General features: G+C 67.5%; 28 protein-coding genes and 1 tRNA gene. 3 read left to right on the top strand and 26 right to left on the bottom strand.

Going from position 1 to position 16735, the window contains the following annotated elements; genetic code table 11:
* The 25 genes from ACMGFH_RS03705 to ACMGFH_RS03585 all read right to left on the bottom strand — a co-directional run bounded on the left by ACMGFH_RS03705 (position 1) and on the right by ACMGFH_RS03585 (position 13243).
* A complete protein-coding gene (locus ACMGFH_RS03705; RefSeq protein WP_415381423.1) occupies positions 1-498 on the bottom strand; it encodes an uL15m family ribosomal protein in 498 nt (165 codons plus the stop codon).
* Positions 495-959, bottom strand: a complete 465-nt coding sequence (gene rpmD / locus ACMGFH_RS03700; RefSeq protein ID WP_415381422.1) for a 50S ribosomal protein L30 — start codon at positions 957-959, stop codon at positions 495-497. The genes ACMGFH_RS03705 and rpmD overlap by 4 nt, the downstream gene beginning before the upstream one ends.
* Positions 959-1591, bottom strand: coding sequence for a 30S ribosomal protein S5 (locus ACMGFH_RS03695; RefSeq protein WP_415381421.1), 633 nt, complete (start codon positions 1589-1591; stop codon positions 959-961). The genes rpmD and ACMGFH_RS03695 overlap by 1 nt, the downstream gene beginning before the upstream one ends.
* On the bottom strand, positions 1588-2148 hold the full coding sequence (locus tag ACMGFH_RS03690) for a 50S ribosomal protein L18 (protein ID WP_415381420.1): 561 nt from the start codon (positions 2146-2148) through the stop codon (positions 1588-1590). Before ACMGFH_RS03690 ends, ACMGFH_RS03695 begins: the two co-directional genes overlap by 4 nt.
* Positions 2148-2585, bottom strand: coding sequence for a 50S ribosomal protein L19e (locus ACMGFH_RS03685; RefSeq protein ID WP_415381419.1), 438 nt, complete (start codon positions 2583-2585; stop codon positions 2148-2150). The genes ACMGFH_RS03690 and ACMGFH_RS03685 overlap by 1 nt, the downstream gene beginning before the upstream one ends.
* Entirely contained in the window at positions 2578-3315 is a 738-nt protein-coding gene (locus ACMGFH_RS03680) for a 50S ribosomal protein L32e (RefSeq protein ID WP_415381418.1), read from the bottom strand. The genes ACMGFH_RS03685 and ACMGFH_RS03680 overlap by 8 nt, the downstream gene beginning before the upstream one ends.
* Positions 3315-3851: a 50S ribosomal protein L6 gene (locus ACMGFH_RS03675; protein ID WP_415381417.1), complete on the bottom strand. Its 537-nt coding sequence runs from the start codon at positions 3849-3851 to the stop codon at positions 3315-3317. The genes ACMGFH_RS03680 and ACMGFH_RS03675 overlap by 1 nt, the downstream gene beginning before the upstream one ends.
* A 2-nt stretch (positions 3852-3853) precedes the next feature.
* Positions 3854-4246: a 30S ribosomal protein S8 gene (locus tag ACMGFH_RS03670; RefSeq protein WP_274324817.1), complete on the bottom strand. Its 393-nt coding sequence runs from the start codon at positions 4244-4246 to the stop codon at positions 3854-3856.
* A complete protein-coding gene (locus tag ACMGFH_RS03665) occupies positions 4243-4431 on the bottom strand; it encodes a 30S ribosomal protein S14 (RefSeq protein WP_415381416.1) in 189 nt (62 codons plus the stop codon). Before ACMGFH_RS03665 ends, ACMGFH_RS03670 begins: the two co-directional genes overlap by 4 nt.
* Positions 4428-4958 carry a 50S ribosomal protein L5 gene (locus ACMGFH_RS03660; protein WP_415381415.1) on the bottom strand — a complete coding sequence of 177 codons (531 nt, stop codon included), beginning with the start codon at positions 4956-4958 and terminating at the stop codon, positions 4428-4430. The genes ACMGFH_RS03665 and ACMGFH_RS03660 overlap by 4 nt, the downstream gene beginning before the upstream one ends.
* Complete coding sequence (locus ACMGFH_RS03655) at positions 4955-5722, bottom strand: 30S ribosomal protein S4e (protein ID WP_415381414.1); 768 nt, start codon at positions 5720-5722, stop codon at positions 4955-4957. The genes ACMGFH_RS03660 and ACMGFH_RS03655 overlap by 4 nt, the downstream gene beginning before the upstream one ends.
* The gene (gene rplX, locus ACMGFH_RS03650) at positions 5719-6081 is read right to left on the bottom strand and encodes a 50S ribosomal protein L24 (RefSeq protein ID WP_415381413.1); all 363 of its coding nucleotides are present in this window, start codon (positions 6079-6081) and stop codon (positions 5719-5721) included. The genes ACMGFH_RS03655 and rplX overlap by 4 nt, the downstream gene beginning before the upstream one ends.
* Positions 6078-6476 (bottom strand): 50S ribosomal protein L14, encoded by a 399-nt coding sequence (locus ACMGFH_RS03645; RefSeq protein WP_415381412.1) that lies wholly within the window; start codon positions 6474-6476, stop codon positions 6078-6080. The genes rplX and ACMGFH_RS03645 overlap by 4 nt, the downstream gene beginning before the upstream one ends.
* On the bottom strand, positions 6476-6802 hold the full coding sequence (locus tag ACMGFH_RS03640) for a 30S ribosomal protein S17 (protein ID WP_415381411.1): 327 nt from the start codon (positions 6800-6802) through the stop codon (positions 6476-6478). The genes ACMGFH_RS03645 and ACMGFH_RS03640 overlap by 1 nt, the downstream gene beginning before the upstream one ends.
* Positions 6793-7107, bottom strand: coding sequence for a ribonuclease P protein component 1 (locus tag ACMGFH_RS03635; protein ID WP_415381410.1), 315 nt, complete (start codon positions 7105-7107; stop codon positions 6793-6795). Before ACMGFH_RS03635 ends, ACMGFH_RS03640 begins: the two co-directional genes overlap by 10 nt.
* Complete coding sequence (rpmC, locus tag ACMGFH_RS03630; protein WP_135363718.1) at positions 7107-7322, bottom strand: 50S ribosomal protein L29; 216 nt, start codon at positions 7320-7322, stop codon at positions 7107-7109. The genes ACMGFH_RS03635 and rpmC overlap by 1 nt, the downstream gene beginning before the upstream one ends.
* Positions 7319-8305 carry a 30S ribosomal protein S3 gene (locus ACMGFH_RS03625; protein ID WP_415381409.1) on the bottom strand — a complete coding sequence of 329 codons (987 nt, stop codon included), beginning with the start codon at positions 8303-8305 and terminating at the stop codon, positions 7319-7321. Before ACMGFH_RS03625 ends, rpmC begins: the two co-directional genes overlap by 4 nt.
* The gene (locus ACMGFH_RS03620; protein WP_415381408.1) at positions 8305-8766 is read right to left on the bottom strand and encodes a 50S ribosomal protein L22; all 462 of its coding nucleotides are present in this window, start codon (positions 8764-8766) and stop codon (positions 8305-8307) included. The genes ACMGFH_RS03625 and ACMGFH_RS03620 overlap by 1 nt, the downstream gene beginning before the upstream one ends.
* A 1-nt stretch (position 8767) precedes the next feature.
* Complete coding sequence (locus tag ACMGFH_RS03615; RefSeq protein ID WP_415381407.1) at positions 8768-9190, bottom strand: 30S ribosomal protein S19; 423 nt, start codon at positions 9188-9190, stop codon at positions 8768-8770.
* Positions 9187-9909 (bottom strand): 50S ribosomal protein L2, encoded by a 723-nt coding sequence (locus ACMGFH_RS03610; RefSeq protein ID WP_415381406.1) that lies wholly within the window; start codon positions 9907-9909, stop codon positions 9187-9189. Before ACMGFH_RS03610 ends, ACMGFH_RS03615 begins: the two co-directional genes overlap by 4 nt.
* A gap of 2 nt (positions 9910-9911) precedes the next feature.
* The gene (locus ACMGFH_RS03605; RefSeq protein WP_415381405.1) at positions 9912-10166 is read right to left on the bottom strand and encodes a 50S ribosomal protein L23; all 255 of its coding nucleotides are present in this window, start codon (positions 10164-10166) and stop codon (positions 9912-9914) included.
* A complete protein-coding gene (gene rpl4p / locus ACMGFH_RS03600) occupies positions 10163-10906 on the bottom strand; it encodes a 50S ribosomal protein L4 (protein WP_415381404.1) in 744 nt (247 codons plus the stop codon). Before rpl4p ends, ACMGFH_RS03605 begins: the two co-directional genes overlap by 4 nt.
* Before the next feature lie 3 nt (positions 10907-10909).
* The gene (rpl3p, locus tag ACMGFH_RS03595; RefSeq protein ID WP_415381403.1) at positions 10910-11959 is read right to left on the bottom strand and encodes a 50S ribosomal protein L3; all 1050 of its coding nucleotides are present in this window, start codon (positions 11957-11959) and stop codon (positions 10910-10912) included.
* A gap of 5 nt (positions 11960-11964) precedes the next feature.
* Positions 11965-12870, bottom strand: coding sequence for a putative RNA uridine N3 methyltransferase (locus tag ACMGFH_RS03590; protein WP_415381402.1), 906 nt, complete (start codon positions 12868-12870; stop codon positions 11965-11967).
* 250 nt (positions 12871-13120) lie between these two features.
* Complete coding sequence (locus ACMGFH_RS03585; RefSeq protein WP_415381401.1) at positions 13121-13243, bottom strand: hypothetical protein; 123 nt, start codon at positions 13241-13243, stop codon at positions 13121-13123.
* Between the two features lie 122 nt (positions 13244-13365).
* Here ACMGFH_RS03585 and ACMGFH_RS03580 point away from each other — a divergent pair, with 122 nt between their 5' ends.
* Complete coding sequence (locus tag ACMGFH_RS03580; protein WP_415381400.1) at positions 13366-14907, top strand: hypothetical protein; 1542 nt, start codon at positions 13366-13368, stop codon at positions 14905-14907.
* A gap of 149 nt (positions 14908-15056) precedes the next feature.
* Positions 15057-15127, top strand: a tRNA-Gly gene (locus tag ACMGFH_RS03575).
* Between the two features lie 379 nt (positions 15128-15506).
* Here the strand turns inward: ACMGFH_RS03575 and ACMGFH_RS03570 are convergent.
* Complete coding sequence (locus ACMGFH_RS03570; protein WP_415381399.1) at positions 15507-15686, bottom strand: hypothetical protein; 180 nt, start codon at positions 15684-15686, stop codon at positions 15507-15509.
* A gap of 183 nt (positions 15687-15869) precedes the next feature.
* Between ACMGFH_RS03570 and ACMGFH_RS03565 the strand changes: the two genes are divergently transcribed.
* Positions 15870-16718, top strand: coding sequence for a hypothetical protein (locus tag ACMGFH_RS03565; protein ID WP_415381398.1), 849 nt, complete (start codon positions 15870-15872; stop codon positions 16716-16718).
* The last annotated feature ends 17 nt before the right edge of the window (positions 16719-16735 follow it).

Below are 16735 nucleotides of genomic sequence, written 5' to 3'. Positions count from 1 at the left end.
TTATGAGTCGTCTTCTTCGTCCGGTGTATCCTTGTCGGTTTGCTCGGCGCGCTCCTCACCGGCCTCGGTCAGTTCGACCGAGCCGCCGGCGTCCTCGACCTTCTCCTCGGCCGCCTCGGAGAAGTCGTCCGCGACGAGGTGCAGCTCGTTGCGGACCTGCCCGCTCCCGAGCACCTTCACGACGTCGACGTCGTGACCGTCCTCGGCGACGTCGCGCGCGTCGATAGCGTAGCCGTCGCCTTCCTCGTCGGCGACGCCTTCGGCCGCCAGCAGCGCGGCGTCCTCGTCGAGCTCGCGGACGTCGACCTCCGCGACGTCGTCCTGCACGTCGTCCGGTCGCTCGAACCCGTGTTTGTCCCACGGGCCGTGGTTGTGCATCTCGTGTTTGCGGCTCCCGGCGTTGCCCCGGCCGCCGCGATGGCCGGCGCCGCGGCGGTTCTTGTGGGAACCGCCGCCGTGCGTGCGCGAGCCGCGCTGTCGTTTCTTCTTGGATGTCATCGCATCGCCTCCAGGAGTTCGTCGATGGACTCGGTGTCGTGTCGACCGAGCTCGCCGCCCTCCTTCGTCGGGTGTTTGATCCCGTCGTGACCGCCACGCGGGGGGTGCAGGCGCAGCGTCGGCGCCAGCCCCTGCTCTTTGAGCGTCGTCTCCTCGTCGACGAGGGCCTCCGCCAGTTCCTCGACGCTCATGTAATCGGTGTTCGCCACGACCCACGAGTCGTCGATGTCGGCCTCGCCCTCGGCGGGCTCGCCGCGGCGCTCGATGAGGAGCGCCACCGTCTCGACGCTGGGCTCGCCGAAGGCCACGTAGTCGTTGACCTTCGTGACCATGCCGCGGTACGTCTCCGTCTCCGGGACCAGGGCCGCGTGGTTCACGTTGTGGATGTTGAGCATCTCCAGCGTGTCCCGCACGTCCTGGTTCATGTTGACCTCGCCGCGGAGCTGTACGAGCGCTTGCATCACTCGATCACCTCTCGCTTCTCCCAGGTCTCCTGGGGGACGCGGGCTTCCGCGGTGTTCTGGAGCGCGTTGAACGTCGCCTTCGCGAAGTTCACCGTCGTGCGCGTGTTGCCCGACGAGCGCGTCCAGATGTCTTCGATGCCCGCGAGTTCGAGGACGTGGCGGACGGTCTCTCCGCCCGCCAGTCCGAGCCCGCGCGGGGCGGGCTGCAGTTCGACCTCGACGCTCCCGGCCTTGCCGGTCGTCCGGAGCGCGACGGTGTGGGCGCGCCCACAGCCGCACTCCCAGGACCCGCAGCCCCGGGAGACGTCGATGAGGTTCAGCTTCGCCACCTCGATGGCCTTCTGGATGGCGCCGCCGACCTGGTCGTCGCGCCCTTCCGCGTAACCGACGAGACCGTCGCGGTTGCCCACGACGACCACGCAGCGGAACTTGACGCGCCGACCGGAGTCGGTCATGCGCTGGACCATGTTGATGTCCAGCACCTCGTCTTCCAGCCCGGGGACGAGCTGGTCGACGATCTCGGGCTCTTTCAGGGGCAGGCCGGAGTTGAGGGCGTCCTGCATCGAGTCGATGTCGCCCTCGGCCACCGCCTTGCCCAGGCGTGTGCGCGGCTCCCAGCCGCTACTCATAGGTCATCCGCCTCCAGTAGTTGTTCTCGCATGTCGTCGAAGTGTTCGGGTAGGTCTGTTGCGTCGAACTCCCCGCCGTAGAGCCCGTCGTCGAGCTGCTCGGCGTACTCGGCGATGTGTTCGCCGCGCGTGCGCGACCAGTCCGCGAGCACGCTGTCGTTGTGGGGAATCTCGAGTCCGGCGTCGATTGCGCCTTCCTGTACTGCGAATACTTTGCTACCCGGCGTCGGCGAGTTGAGGCCGATGTCGAGGACGGCCTCGTCGAGGCCGGCCTCCTTGGCGCGCAGCCCCGCGAGGATGCCGGTCAGGTAGGCGGCGGGCATGTTGCCCGTCGGCCCTTCCCAACCGTACTCCTCGAGGTCGCTCGAATGCGCGCTCGCGGCCGTCTCGTCGCCGTTCGGTCCGGTGATGATCAGCTGCGCCGTGACGTGCTTGTTGCTCTTGCGAGCGACCAAGCGCGGTTTGCCGGATTTCAGCAGGCGCAACCTCTGATGGTAATCGGTCCGGGCCTCGCGGCGACGCCGCATCGGCACCGTGTAGCGTGGTCCTGTCGCCATTAGTTGTCCTCCAAGGTTCGCTCGATGTCCGCGACGCTGTCGAACTCCCCACCGCTCGCGCGGTCGTAGAGTTCGCGGTAGCGCGACTTCGAGATCTCGCCCGAGTCACGCAGCTCGCGGAGCTTCTTCCGCTGTGCGCGGATCTTCGACTGCCACTTCTCCTTCTCGTTCTCGCGCCCGCCGGCCGTCCCTTTCCGGGACCCCTGTCCCTTCTGGTGGCCGTAGGCGCGTTTCTCCTGGCGCTCCCGCGCGCGACCGCGCGAGTTACCCTTCGGCGCTTCGGCGCGGATGGCGCCCTCGTCGACGAGCTGGCGGATGTCTTCGCGCGTGATCGCGTCCGCGAGTTCGCCCTGGCGCTCCGGGTCGAGCCAGATCTTGTTCTTCCCGACGTCGAGGACGTCGGACGCCATGCGTTTCTGTGCGCTCAGGTCAGTCATCTACTTCGACCTCCTCGTAGGTGGGGTTGAGGACGCGGATCTCGCGGTCCTCGGCCTCGTCCTCGATGCGCTCGCGCTTGCGACCGCCGACCTTCGAGGCGATGCGGACGGCTTGCGTGTCGCCGTCGACGTCCTCGAGGTCGTCGAGGTTGTGCACGTGCACTTCCTCGAAGCCCGAGGGGTGCAGGCCGCGAACCTCCGTCGGCGAGCGGAAGCCCGCCTGGACGGTGTCGCCCTTGCCCTTGATACCGATCCGCTGCTTCGAGAGCTGGCCGCGGGGCTTGCGCCACGACGTGGAGACGCGCTTTTTCTTGTGGTGGTCCTGACGGTTGAACTGCGGCGTGCTCGTCTTCGCTCGCTTGTTGAGCAGCCGCTCGGTGTTCTCGTCCAGGTCCGGCTCGAAGTCGACCTCGATGCGCGGACGCATCTCGGTCTCGACGTCTTCGGCCGGTTCATCGGCCTCTTCGGCCGCTTCCGGCTCGTCCTCTTCGACCTCGGCCTCGGTCTCCTCGGCGACTTCGAGACCGCCGACGTCGGCCTTGATGCGGGCCGCCAGGGCGTTGCCCACCACGTCGGCGAGCTCTTCCTGACTGGCGCCGCGGACGTCGTCGACCGTCTCGTAGCCGGCTTCCTCGAGGTCCTCGGCGCGCGAGGGTCCGACGCCGCTGATGTCTTCGAGCGTCTCGAACTCCTCGGTCTCGGCCTCGGTGTCTTCGTTGTCGTCTGCCATCAGGCGTCACCTCGGGTCGGTTTCTGTGTGATGTAGACCCCGTCCTGGAAGACGCGAACGTCCTTGTCCGGGACGCGGGTCAGCTGTTCGATGTCCGCGGCGGTCTGGCCGACTGCTTCGACGTCGGGGCCGCGCAGGGTGATCTGCTCCTCGTCGACCTGCACCTCGGTGTCGCCGTGGATCTCCGTGCGGCGCGGCGCGCGCTCGCCGAGGAAGTTCTCGATGACGACTTCCTCGCCGTCGACGTCGACCTGCATCGGGAAGTGGGAGTAGAAGACTTCCATCTCGTACTCCCAGCCGTCGGTCACGCCGTGGAACATGTTCCGGATGTGACTCTCGAAGGTACCCAGCGTCGACATCGTCTTGGCGTCGTCCTCGTCGCTCTCGATGACGACGCTGCCGTCGTCAACGGACACCGAGACGTCGGGGTACCAGAGCCGCCGGGTCACGCTGCCGTTGGGCCCCTCGACTGTGAGTTCGAGGTGGTCCGTCTCGGCGCTTGCCTCGTCTGGAATTTCGAGTTCTGTGCGTGGCATTGTTAGTAGACGTACGCGATGACCTGGCCACCGATGCCCTCCTCGCGGGCCTCGTAGTGGCTCATGATCCCGTGGCTGGTCGTGACGACGAGCGTCCCGTAGTCACGGGCGGGGAGGAACCGCTTCTCCCACTTCTCGAACTCGTCGGCGCCCGCCGAATAGCGGGGCAGGACCGGGCCACATTCGTTGATCGCTCCTTTCAGTTCGACCTCGAACTGACCGGCTTTGCCGTCGTCGACGAAGGTGAACCCGTCGATGTACCCGCGGTCGTAGAAGACCTCGAGTACGCTGCCGATCTCGTTCGAGGCGGGTGATACCTCGTGGTCGAGATGCCCGACGCTCTCGGCGTTGTCGATGCCCGAGAGCGCGTTGGCGAGTGGGTCGTTTCCTGTCATGAATACTTCCTGAAGCCCATGCTTCGGGAGACCTCCCGGAAGCACTGTCGACACAGCCAGATGTCGTACTTGCCGACCAGTCCCTGCTCGCGGCCGCACCGCCGGCAGGTCTCGAGCTGGCCGGTCCGCTTTGCAACCTGCTCGCCTGTCTCCGCGTCGTCGGGCTCTGATTCGCTTTCGCTCATTCGCTGACCTCCACGTCGAACGCCCCCTCGACGAACGCGACCGCGTCGTCGACGTCGAGCCGGTGACTCGACGGGATCTGTCGGGACGCCTTGTCTCGCTTGGACACGCGGTAGCCCGGCCGAACCAGGTTGACCGTCACGTCCAGGCCGTAGATACCGGTGTTCGGATCGTACTCCTGGCTCGGGAAGTCGGTGTGTTCCTCGACGCCGAAGCTGAAGTTGCCGGTGTCGTCGAACTGCGACCGACCCAGGTCCGCCAGGTCGAGCGCCGTCTCCAGGAACGCGTGGGCGTCCTCGTCGCGAAGGGTGACCTTCGCGCCGATCGGGTCGCCCTGCCGGAGGCCGAACTCGCCGACCGTCGCCTTCGCCTGCGTGCGGACCGGCTGCTGGCCCGCGACGTTTTCGAGGATCTCCTCGGCGTCCGCGAGTTCGCGGCCGCCTTCGCCGACGCCCATGTGGACGACGACCTTCTCGACGCGCGGTTCGCGCATCTCGTGGAACTCCGAATCGGCGGTCTCGGAGCTCATTCGCCGTCACCTCCCTCGTCGACGTCGGCCGACGCCTCGTCGGTCACGTCTTCGGGAGCCTCGTCGTCGTCGCCCGTGAAGTTCTCGTCGATGACGACGACGTAGCTCTCGATCGTCTCGAAGCCCTCGCCGTCGTCCTGCTCGACGAGCACGTTGTTCTCGGCGCTACCGGGCGTGACCTGGATGGTCTCGACCGTTCCGATCTCGCCTGCGTGAGCGCCGTCAACGGCCGTGACGAGCGCGCCCTCCTCGTACTCGAAGTGGGCGACGATCTCGCCGTCGTCGTTCGAGACGACGACGGAGTCGCCGCCGTCGTAGGGGGCGCCCTCGTCGACGACCAGCGTCTGCCCGTCGTGGAGCGTGAGCTGGACGTCGCCGCCGGGGACGTGCTTCTTGTTCTCGATCTTGCCGAGCGCGGAGTCCGCGGCGTCGGCGTCGATCGGGGTCAGGGCGAGTCGGCCGCCCTGACCGGGGAACACGCGGTAGTACTCCTCTCGCTCGACGAACGCCAGGATGTCGAACATCCCGACCGGACGCTCCTCGTCGGAGACCGCCTTGCCGTTGATCAGGACGCTGTCCTGGTTGAGGGCGTAGCGGGCCTCCTTGCGGCTGTCCGCGTAGCCGAGCACGTCGCGCAGGACGATGAGCAGGGGAACCCCCGCCTCGCCGTGCGGGCCGGCGTCGGCCTTGACGGTGAACGTCTCCGTCTTGCGTTCGATCGGCCAGCTGTTCGGCACCGAGAGTCGTTTCTGATGCTTCGTCATGCGCTGTCCTCCTCGGATTCGAGACGCTCCTCGCGGAGGTCGTCCTCGAGGTTCAGGTCGGTGACGCGCAGGTTCGAGGCGTCGACCGGGCGGGGGACTTCCTCGCCGTCGGCCGCCTCGACCGTCACGTCCTCGACGCGGACCGCCGTCTCCGACAGGTCGACGTCGATGACCTCGCCGGTCTCGCCGGCGAAGTCGCCGCGCAGCACCTCGACGGTGTCGCCCTCGTTGACGCGCACGTTGCGCTGTCCGTACTCCTCGCGCAGGTCGGACGCGAGCGAGGCGCGGACCTTCGCGTGGCGCTCGTGGAGCGCCGCGGAAGCGTCGTCGTTTCGCTGTTTGCGTGGTTGCTTGCTCATACTATCATCGTCGCTGTGGACGCGACCGATCCGAATCGCTCCGCGACTTCGCGGGCGATGGGTCCTTTCAGTTCGGTCCCGCGGGGGTCCTCGTTGTCGTCGACGACGACCGCCGCGTTGTCCTCGAACTTCACGCGGGTGCCGTCCGGGCGGCGGATCGGCTTGCGCTGGCGGACGACGACCGCCTCCAGCACCTGCCGCCGCATCTCCGGGGTCCCTTTCGTGACCGAGACGGTGATCTTGTCACCGATACCCGCCTTCGGGTGGCGGTTCTTCGTTCCCGAGTAGCCGGCGATGGAGATGACTTTGAGTTCGCGTGCGCCCGTGTTGTCGGCGCAGTTGATCAGCGAGCCCTTCTCCAGGCCCTGCGTGACGTCTGCTTTCATCGCCTCCATCAGTCGTCACCTCCCTCGCGGGAGACCACGACGTGGCTTTTCGTCTTCGAGAGCGGTCGACACTCTGCAATCGTGACAGTATCGCCCTCGGCGAGGTCGAGACACTCGGGTGCGTGGGCCGGAACACGGCTCCGCCGTTTCATCAGGCGGTCGTATTTCGGCACCGGCACGTCGTACTCTCGCTCGACGACGACGGTCTTGTCCATGTCGGTCGACGCGACTGTGCCCTCGATCGTCTGCCCGCGGACACTCAGCGTGCCGTGGAACGGGCAGTTATCGTCGTCACAGACCGCGTCGGGTTCTTGTACGTTCAATCCTAGCGCCATTTGCTATCACCAGATTTCTCCGTTCTGCGTGCAGGCCGTGCGACCAGCCTGCGGCCTTCGACGGTCACGACTTCCCCGCTGGGAAGCGCGAACTCGAAGGTCGTCCCCTCCTTGGGGACTGTCGCCACCCGATTCGCTCCCGCCTCCGAGGGCTCGTCGCCCTCGCGCTCGACGTCGAGGGTCTTCGTCGTCTCCGCGACGACTGTCCCCTCGATGCCGAGCAGGTCGGGGTTGGCGCCCGCGCGGACGCGGACCTCCAGCCCGACCAGTTCGTGTCGCGACAGCGTTTCGGGTGTCAGCGGCATTATTCGGACTCCTCGAGGTCGCCTTCTTCCCGCTGGACCGTCTTGATCCGCGCGATGGCCTTCCGGAGCTCCTTGATGCGACCCGGGTTCTCCGGGGCGCCACCCGCGGCCTTGACGGCGCGGTCGTTCAGGAGCTCGGTCTCGAGCTCTTCGAGCTCGGCCTCGCGCTCTGCGGGCGTCATGTCGCGGATCTCTTCGGTGTAGAGGACGGTCATTCGTCGTCACCCTCCTCGTCCGCGTCGGAGTCGGCATCAGCCTCGGATTCCTCGTCGGCCTCGTCGGCCTCCGATTCTTCCTCGGCGTCTTCCATCTCGTCCATGAGTTCCTCGGCTTCCGCCTCGGTGTCCTCGTCGAGTTCCTCGTCGACGGCCTCTTCGAGGTCGTCGAGCTCTTCCTCGACGTCCTCTTCGACCATCTGGGCGTCGTCGCCGGGAACCTCGACTTCCTCCTGGGCCTCGTCGACGGCCTCGACGACCTCTTCGTCGACCTCGTCGTCGACGTCCGGTTCGGTGACCGGCTCGGCCTCTGCCTCGTCGGGCTCGCCTTCGAGGAGCTCTTCGACGCTCTCGTCGGAGACGTCCGCGACGTAGTCCTCGACTTCCATGTCCTCGTAGACCTCGAAGTCGTCGGGGAGTTCGGCCTCGGGCGGGATGATCTTCACCTGCACGCCGATAGTGCCGAGCTTCATGACCGCGGTGCCGATACCGTGGTCGACGATGTCCTCGGCGGGCTCGCCGTTGTGCTTGATGTACCCGCGGTTGAACTTCTCCACGCGCGAGCGCGCACCGGTGACCTTCCCGGAGAGGACGATCTCGGCGCCCTTCGCGCCGGCTTCCATGATCCGGTCGATCGTGGTGTGACCGGCCTTGCGGAAGTACCAGCCGCGCTCCAGGGCGTTGGCCAGGCGGTCGGCGACGATCCGGGCGTTGAGGTCCGGCTCGTCGACTTCCTGGACGTCGACCTGCGGGTCCTCGAGGTCGAACCGCTCCTCGAGTTCCGTCGTGATCTTGCGGATGTTCTTCCCGCCCTTGCCGATGACCATGCCGGGCTTCTCGGCTTTCAGGACGATCTGGGTTCCCATCGGGGTCTTGGCGACTTCCATGCCGCCGTAGCCCGCGCGGCCCAGTTCGTCGCCGAAGAACTCGTCGATCTGGGTCCGCTGGAGCCCGTCCTCGATGAACTGCTGTTCGTCGGCCATTATTCTTCGACCTCCTCGAGGATGAGTTCGACGTCGACCTGCATCGTGTTCCAGGGGCTCGCGCGACCCATCGCGCGGGGTTTGCGACCCTGCTGTTCGCCGACCTTGTGGGCGGCGACGTGCATGATCTCCATCGCTTCACCCTCGAAGCCCTGCTCGTCGGCGTTGCCGACTGCGTTCTCGAGCAGGTCGAGGAAGGCCTTACTGGCCTTCTCCGGGTAGCGACCGGCGTCCCAGCCGTCGATGTCGTTTCGATGACCGACGCCCGAGTTGTGCTGGCGGAACGGCACCGACTGCTCCTCGTCGATGACCGCCTGCAGGTACTCGACGGCCTCGGCGGCCGTCTTGCCCTTGATCTCGCGGGCGATGGCCTTGCTGTGCTTGTGGCTCATCTGACGCTCCCGAAGCATCGCTTTCGCCGTGGTCTCCGGGTCGGCGTCGACTGAGTAGCTGATTCCCATGTTATTTGAGCGGTACGAACTTCGAGGAGCGCGTGGCCCCGATGCCGGCCTGGCCGTGCTCGACGGAGGTCCGTGTCAGCTGGAACTCGCCGAGGTAGTGACCGAGCATCTCCGGCTCGACCTTCACTCGCTCGAAGCTCTGCCCGGTGTAGACGGCGAAGGTCAGCCCGACCATCTCCGGCACGATCGGCATGTCGCGCAGATGCGTGCGGATGGGGTCGTTGGCGGTCTCCTCCTCGCCGGCCTCGCGGGCTTCGTCGAGCAGCTTCTCCTTCTCCACGGAGAGGCCGCGCGTGATACTTCGCCGCTGTCGAGCGGGCAGCAGTTCCGCGACTTCCTCCAGGCTCAGGTCCTGCAGTTCGTCGAGCGTGTGGCCACGGTAGGTAAACTCGCCCTCGTGGCCGATCTGGTATTCCGAACTCATTGGTTACTACCTCGGCCCGTGCGGCGCGAGGAGATGTCCCCGACCTTCCGGCCCGGCGGAGCGTTCCGCGAGACGGACTTGGGTTTCCCGGGGTGCTGGCGACCGCCCCCACCGAAGGGGTGGTCGACGGCGTTCATGGCCACACCGCGGACGTTGGGCCACTTCGTACCGCGCGCTTTCATCTTGTGGTGTTTGTTGCCGGCCTTGACCATCGGCTTCTCCGTGCGGCCACCGCCGGCCACCACGCCGATCGTCGCCCGGCACTCGGGGTCCAGTCGCTTCATCTCGCCGCTGGGCAGCTTCACGGCCGCCACGTTGCGGTCGTGCGTGACCAGCTGGGCGTTGACGCCCGACGCGCGGGCGAACTTCCCGCCGTCGCCGGGGTTGGCCTCGACGTTGCACACCGGGATCCCCTCGGGGATCTCGGCGAGCGGGAGCGTGTTCCCGGGCGCGATCTCGGCGCTGACGCCGACCTGGATCTCGTCGCCCACGCCCACGCCTTCGGGCGCGAGGACGAGGCGCTGGTCGCCGTCCTCGAACTCGATGGCCGCGATGGGCGCCGAGCGAGCCGGGTCGTGCTCGATGTCCACGACCGTCCCGGCGATCATGTCGCCGTCCTCGACGGTGCGGTGCGAGAGCTCTGCCTTGTAGCGGTGCGACGGCGCCCGGAACGTGGAGGTCCCGCGCCCGCGTCGCTGCCCCTGGATTCGTCGTCCCATTGTTAGAACACCCCGATCCTCGAGGCCACGTCCTCGGCCTCGTCGTCTTCGGAGAGTTTGACGTACGCTTTCTTCTCGCCGTCGGGTCGGACCTGCGTCGTCACGTCGACGACGGTCACGTCGAACTGGTCGGAGACCGCATCGGCGATTTCCGGCTTGCTCGCGCTGCTGTCGACGACGAACTGGAGCTTGTTCTGGAAGTCCAGGTCGTCCATCGCCTTCTCCGTCATCGTCGGGTGCTTGATGATCGAGTTCATCGGTCGGCCACCTCCGCGACGGCGGACTCGGTCCAGACGGTGAGACGGCCGGCGTCGCCGCCGGGCGCCAGGTCTTCCGCGTTGACCTCACGGGCGGTCGTCACGTCCGCGCCCGCGAGGTTGCGAGCGGCCTTCGAAGGCTCCTCGCTCGTCACGAAGAGCACGGACTTCGCTCGCTTGTACTTCCGACCGCGGGTCGTCCCGCGACCGGCGCGAACCGTCGCCTCGTCGGCGCGTTCGATGTCGTCGGCGACGCCGAGCGTCTCCAGGACGTCGACGACCTCCTGGGTCTTCACGAGGTCCTCGAAGTCGTCGGAGACGACGAGCGGGAGCACGACGTCCTCGGCGAACTCGTGGCCGCGTTCCGCGACGACCTCGGCGTCCGTCGTGGCCGCGACGGCCGAGCGGACGGCGAGCTTGCGCTCTTTCGTGTTGAGGTCGAGACCGCGGTCCTTCTCCTCTTTCGGCGGGTGCGCGCGGCGACCGCCGACGGTCTGGGGGACGCGTGCCCCCTGCCCGTTCTCCCGGGGCACGTGGGCCATGCCGCGGCCGCTGCCCTGGGACTCGGCGGGCGTGCGCATCCCGGCGTAGTCGTCGCTGCCGTAGTCCTGCTTCCGGTTGGCCTGCGCGGCGGAGACGGCTCGCCGGATGACGTCCGGGCGGAACTCCGTCTCGAAGACGTCGGGGAGCTCGACGCTCCCGTCGTCGTCGCCGTCCAGGTCGAGTACTGTTGTTTCCATGCGTTAGTCCTCCTGTGATGTCGCGGCGCGCCCGCGACCGCCCTGGTTGGACTGGGTCGAGACGTACCGGACCTCGGGGTCGAGGCGCGGCTGGTCGTTGGGTCGAACGGCCGGTCGGAAGCGCACGACGCGCTGGTCCGGACCGGGCACCGAGCCCTTGACGAGCGTGTACGGCCCGTCGACCTCGCCGTAGTTGACGAAGCCGCCCTCGACGGTCGGCTCCGCCCCCTCGCCGATGTCGATGAGTCGCTTGTTGAGTTCCGTGCGCTGGTGGTAGCCGGTCTGCCCCTGCTGGGGGACCGTCGAGCGCACGCGGGAGGGGTTCCACGGGCCGAGGTTGCCGATGCGTCGGCGCCAGCCCTGGCGGGCGTGTTTCCCTTTCCGCTTCTGGACGCCCCATCGCTTGACGGGGCCCTGCGTCCCTTTGCCCTTGGTGACCGCGGCCACGTCGGCGTACTCGCCGGCGCGGAACACGTCGTTCATGGCGTGCTCGCCGCCGTCGGCGACGAGGTCGAGCCCGAAGTCGAGGCGCTCGTCGAGCGAGCCGCCGCCGACCCGGGTCTCCATGACGTCGGGCTTCTTGCGCGGGACGCCGGGGACGTCGCTCGGGACGGTGTGCGTGATGACGCGCACGTCTCCGAGGTCGCCGGCGTCGTGTGCTTCGCGGATCTGTTCCTCTGCGGCGTCAGCGTCGTGTCCCTCCGGCACGTCGAGGGCACGGTCGAGTTCACCGTGGAACTCGTCGGCCCACACTTCCGTGAGGGGTCGCTGGCCGTACGGCGTGTCTTCGTAGGCTCGGAGCGCGACCGCGCGCATCGGCGGCGTCTCGACGACCGTCACCGGGACGGTCGTCTCCATCCCCTCTCGGGGCGAGTCGGGCTCGTCGTTGATCAGCACGACGTGTGTCATGCCGGCCTTGTATCCGGCGAAGCCCTGGAGACCCGGCTGGCCCTCGTCGTCGGGCCACGAGTTGAAGCGCGGAGTCTCACTAGCCGCTCGCGTACGCGGGCCGAAGCCCAGCGAGCCTTTGCGTGGTCTGTGCTTTCCTGGCATTTGTCTTACCTCGTCAGTCTGAGGGGCGCGAGCGTGGCGAACACCGCTTCCTCCGTTCGCACGACATCGCTGCCCTGGTCTGGGACCGTGTTGAGCCAGAGGTCGAACCTTTCGTCGCCTGTCTCCGCCGCGACGGTGTCCGGGTCCTCGTCGAGTATCGCGGGCAGTCCCCGCTCCGGCGCGCCGAAGGCGACCGTGAGGTCACCCAGGGGCGCCGATTCGTCGTCGGATGCATCAGTGTCGTCGGATCCGCCCGTCCCGCCGCCGGGACCATCGCCGCCACGAAGCCGTTCGACCAGCTGGTCGAGCTTCGTGACGGTCAGCTCCTCGCCGTAGCGAGAGGCCGCGATGGTCAGCCCGGCGTCGGGCCGCGCGAGCGCGTCGTCGAGGTTCGCGGCGTCGACGACGAACCCTGCCGCGGGCTCGTCGACGAGTTTCGCCCGAACCGGTCGTCGCGAAGAGACCCTGACGGAGACGCGCTCCCCCTCTCCGACCTCCATGTCGGAGGGAACGGGGAGGGAGACTGGGTGTTGCAGTCCGCAATTGACCCGTACGCGTCCATCAGCACCGACCTCGGTCACGATTCCCTGTCTTAACGACCCCGATTCGTCCGAACCGGAGCCGGTCCGTGAACGCACGCGGAGCGCCGGCAGGACACCAGCGTACTCCAGTTCGTCCCGCCTGTCCCATACCTCCTTTCGGAGGTAGGGGGGTGTGGCGGCGTACCGCAACACCGTTTCGACGAACCCGGCACCTCTCTTCTCGACCCCGTCTGGGTCGGCATAGACCGTGAGACGGTCCACCCGGAACACCGCGGCCGCCCTGGCCACGTAACCGATCTTGCGAGTTGCCTCGCGTTTGTCCTCGGCTTCCCGGGTGAGGGACGCCGGCACGAGCACGCTTGTTGTCATGCCGTGACGCTTCCACGCCGCGCCACTAGACTGTAGCGATACTTCTCCATCCCACCCTTAAAAATAGCGCGCTTCACGCGCGCGACGGGAACCGTTCACACGCGCCCCGTTCACACACGTACTGCCCGTTACAGCGGGATGCTCGTCGAGTACTCGCCGCTTCGCTTTCGACCGCTCGTCGACCGATCGTCGGGCGCTTGCGACGACCTCGCAGCCGCAGATTTCGGAGGCCACCGGCGCCCGGACGCCCTCAGCCGTGGTCGGGGATGCGCTCGTCGCAGACGGGACAGGCGCCGCGTCCCTCCCCGGCGTCGAGGTCGTTCGGTTGGCCGGTCCATCCACAGACGGGACACTGAATCGGGTCGCCGGGCATAACGCCTGAGAGGAGGGGCCGCCAGTCGGAAAAGAGTGGTGCCGGTCTACTCGCGGTCGAGCGGATCAAGTGAGGACTGTAATCAAGAGATCATTTATCCCCGACACGGGAGATGCGGCTGTATGGTCCGTGGTCGTACGGTCGTCGGAGCAGGCGCGTTCATCGCCCTCCTCGCGGCAGTCGCGGTCCTCGTCGTCCTGGTCGGACTCCCAGTGGACGGCGACGGCCCGGGCGATCAGCGGCGAAACGTCGGGAGCGGTGACGGAGCGTCGGCGCCGCCCCTCACCGAGCAGTCGCTACGCATCCGGAACGTCGCCGTCGAGGAGCGGCCCGACGGATACGAGATGACGGTGGAACTATTCAATCTCGTCCGCGAACGCGAGCAGGGCGACCCCGCCGCCCTGAAGAACGCCTCGGTGGCCGGGTTCAACGTGTCCGGCGAGCGGACGTGCCGGGCGCGGCTCCCTCGACCTGTCGAACCGAACGCGAGCGTCACCGTGGAACTGTCCTGCGAGCGGGTCCCGATGGTGCTCGAGACACGGTTCGGCGAAGAGCGCTGCCGGTACGGTGGTGGCCGGTTCGGGTTCGAGGTGCGGTCTCACGTCTGGGGGTACCTCGGCGCCAACGCGTCGGGACATCACTGGACCGCCATCGGGGACACCGGCTGTGGGGGGTACTTCCCGCACAACCGTATCGCCGGACACGTCGGCTGTAAACAGCGGATGGCAGCACTGAACGTCTCGGCCGTCCCGGACCCCAAACCCTGGCTCGACCCTGGCCTCTCGGTTCCGCGAGAGCGCGTCGGTTATCGCATCGCCACGCTCGACGGGAACGGCACCGCGGCGCGTCCGGAGGGGGACGCCGGCGCGGCACACCCGCTCCTCGCACAGGCCGTCGAGAGCGATGCCCCCGTCGAGGTGAACAGGTCGACCTGGTACGAAACGGTGAGCGCGCTGGAGAACGACACCGTCGCACTCTCCAGCGAACTCCCCGGCGCCGATGCGCCGCACGTGACCGTCCGGGACAAGCACACGACGAACTGCTGGCAGTCCATCTCGCACCCGGACTACGACGCCGAACTCGTCGGCGAGGAGACGGCACACGACGGCTTCCGAGCGACCACGCTCCGGTACCGGGCGGTCGTCGACGGGACCGTCCATCGCGTGGCACTGACGCGCAACGTCTCCTACGCGACGGGGTCGAAGCCGCACCAGCACGTCCACGTGGACGCCCGCTCGATATCGGAGTCGGCGATCACGAGCGTGAAGTTCCAGGGGTCGCCGTCGCTGTGGTCCCGCGTCACAGTCGACGCCGTCGACCGGGGGAGCGACGGGATCCGGTACAGCAACGTCTCTGCGGTCCCGGAAGCGTTGCGGGAGACGTTCGTCCACGCGGACCGGAACGGGACTCACCGGCAGGTCATTCACGAGCGGGCGTATCTGAACGCGATCCAGCATGCGCTGGACGACAAGAACATCTCCCGCGTCGGCGGCGATTACTTCCCATGTGGAGTGGGATACGTGGACTGCAAGACGAACGAGCACTCGCTCATCCTGAAACAGGAGGCGTATTTCGTCGTCCGCTACCAGGGCGAGTACTACTACGTCGAACTGGTCGTCGATCCCCACGCCCGGGACGACGACGGGACGGAGTGGACCGGGTAGCGCGACTGGCAGACGAGGCCCAAACCGCAGTCCAGTCCGGCGGTCGTCCCCCTCGAATCGGACGATGATTCGGAAGTCTTTTATCCCTTTCCGCCAGTCGATTGTGATGTAGGCGCGCCGGTGCGGTCGGCGACGCCGAGACGGAACGCGCGACGGTGGTGTAGTGGTATCACAGGACCCTGCCACGGTCCTAACGAGGGTTCAAATCCCTCCCGTCGCACTTCTCTCGCGAACTACCCGGCGAGCACCTTGTGTGCTCGCCACCGTGAGCGAATGAGTGCAGTCGTGGATTTGAACCCTGGCAGTCGCAGCGCCGAGCAGAGCGAGGCGACCGTCTGCCTCCGGTTCAAATCCCTCCCGTCGCACTTCTGCCGAACGCTAATCCGCGAGCGGTCGCTTCGCGTGCCGCTCGCATCAGTGAGAGATCGAATCCCCCGTCCCAATCCTCTCGCGAACGGCCCGGCGAGCGCCGCGTAGCGTGAGCTTACCGGCGTGATCGAGCGTGTCCGGTCAGTCGGGATCGGGGGAAAACAGCGTCTGGCGTCGACGTCCTCGAACGCCGAGAGCGCGGAGAAATCGCGCGTCTTCGGTGGATTCGGTCAGTCCGACTGCGGGGAGACTGCCGCGTCGGACTGCTGTCGGAGCGCCCGCTCGCGCTCCTGGATCGCGGATTCGATCGCGGCCCGCAGGTCCACGCTGGTCGCGTCGTCGAGGGCCGTTTCGAGCTTGGAGAGGGTGTCGTCCGCTTCGTCCGAACCCGAGTAACATCGGTCTACCATATCCACCCGCAGTCCGAGATTTCGCCTTAAGCTTTCGGTCTAACTATCGAAGCTGGGAACCTCACGGCTATCGCGCAGGGATTCGGCCCTATCCCGCAACAACCCGGTACGATCCGCGCGGGAGAGCGAGCCCGCGGGACGGGCTGCGACAGTCCTATGATATCGCGGCCCGGAGTACGGCCGATGGCGTGCTATCGGCTGCCACGCCTCGTCGTCCTGGCGGCGCTCGTGGCGCTCGCGGGGTGTGGCGGGCTCGGCGGGGTCGATGGGCCCGACGGCGAGACGGTGACGCCGGCGCCGGTCCCGACGGACGGGGCGCGGTTCCCACCGGGAGTCGAGAGCGGCGGGGTTTCGGCTGCCGTCCTCGTCGAGACCCACGAGCGGCGGATGAGCGAGACGAACTACACGTTCGTCAGCCAGCAGCGGGTCACCGGGACGAACGGGACGATGTGGGTGACGAACCGGACGCGGCGGATCGCGAGCGACGAGGGCGCCTACGCGGGGCGTATCGACCACCGGGTCGAGGAGTTCCCGCTGGGGCGGTTCGCCGCGCCGATCGAGTACTGGGGCAACGAGAGCGTCTACGCCAGCCGGCGGATCCTCAGCGAACGGACCCGCTTCCACGGGTGGTCCCGGACCGATCAGACGGACAACCTCACGTCGCTGCCGCTGATCGAGCGGACGCTCGCGGCGACGGACCTCTCGGTCGTCGACCGATCCGACGGCGTGCGGTTGGTCGGCCGCTCACTCCGCGAGCCCGCACGGCTCCCCAGTCCGCCGTACCTGGCCGACCCACGGAACGTGTCGCTGACCGTCCGGGTCACGGACGAGGGGGTGATCACGCGCTGGCGGCTCGCGTACGACGCGACGCTCACCAATCGGACAGTGCGAGTGACGCGCGAGGCCCGACTCACCGATATCGGGTCGACGACCGTCCGACGACCCGACTGGGTCGACACGGCGCGCGCGCAGACGCTGACCCGCGACGAGGAAGTGACGCGCCGCGAGGAGGCGGCACCCACCGAGGCGTAATCGGCCCCGCGGACCGC

The organism is Halosimplex rarum (genome assembly GCF_047715405.1).
Lineage (GTDB): Archaea > Halobacteriota > Halobacteria > Halobacteriales > Haloarculaceae > Halosimplex > Halosimplex rarum.
Note: the sequence above shows the minus strand (reverse complement) of the source record. Positions and strands in the feature narration are given on the sequence as shown.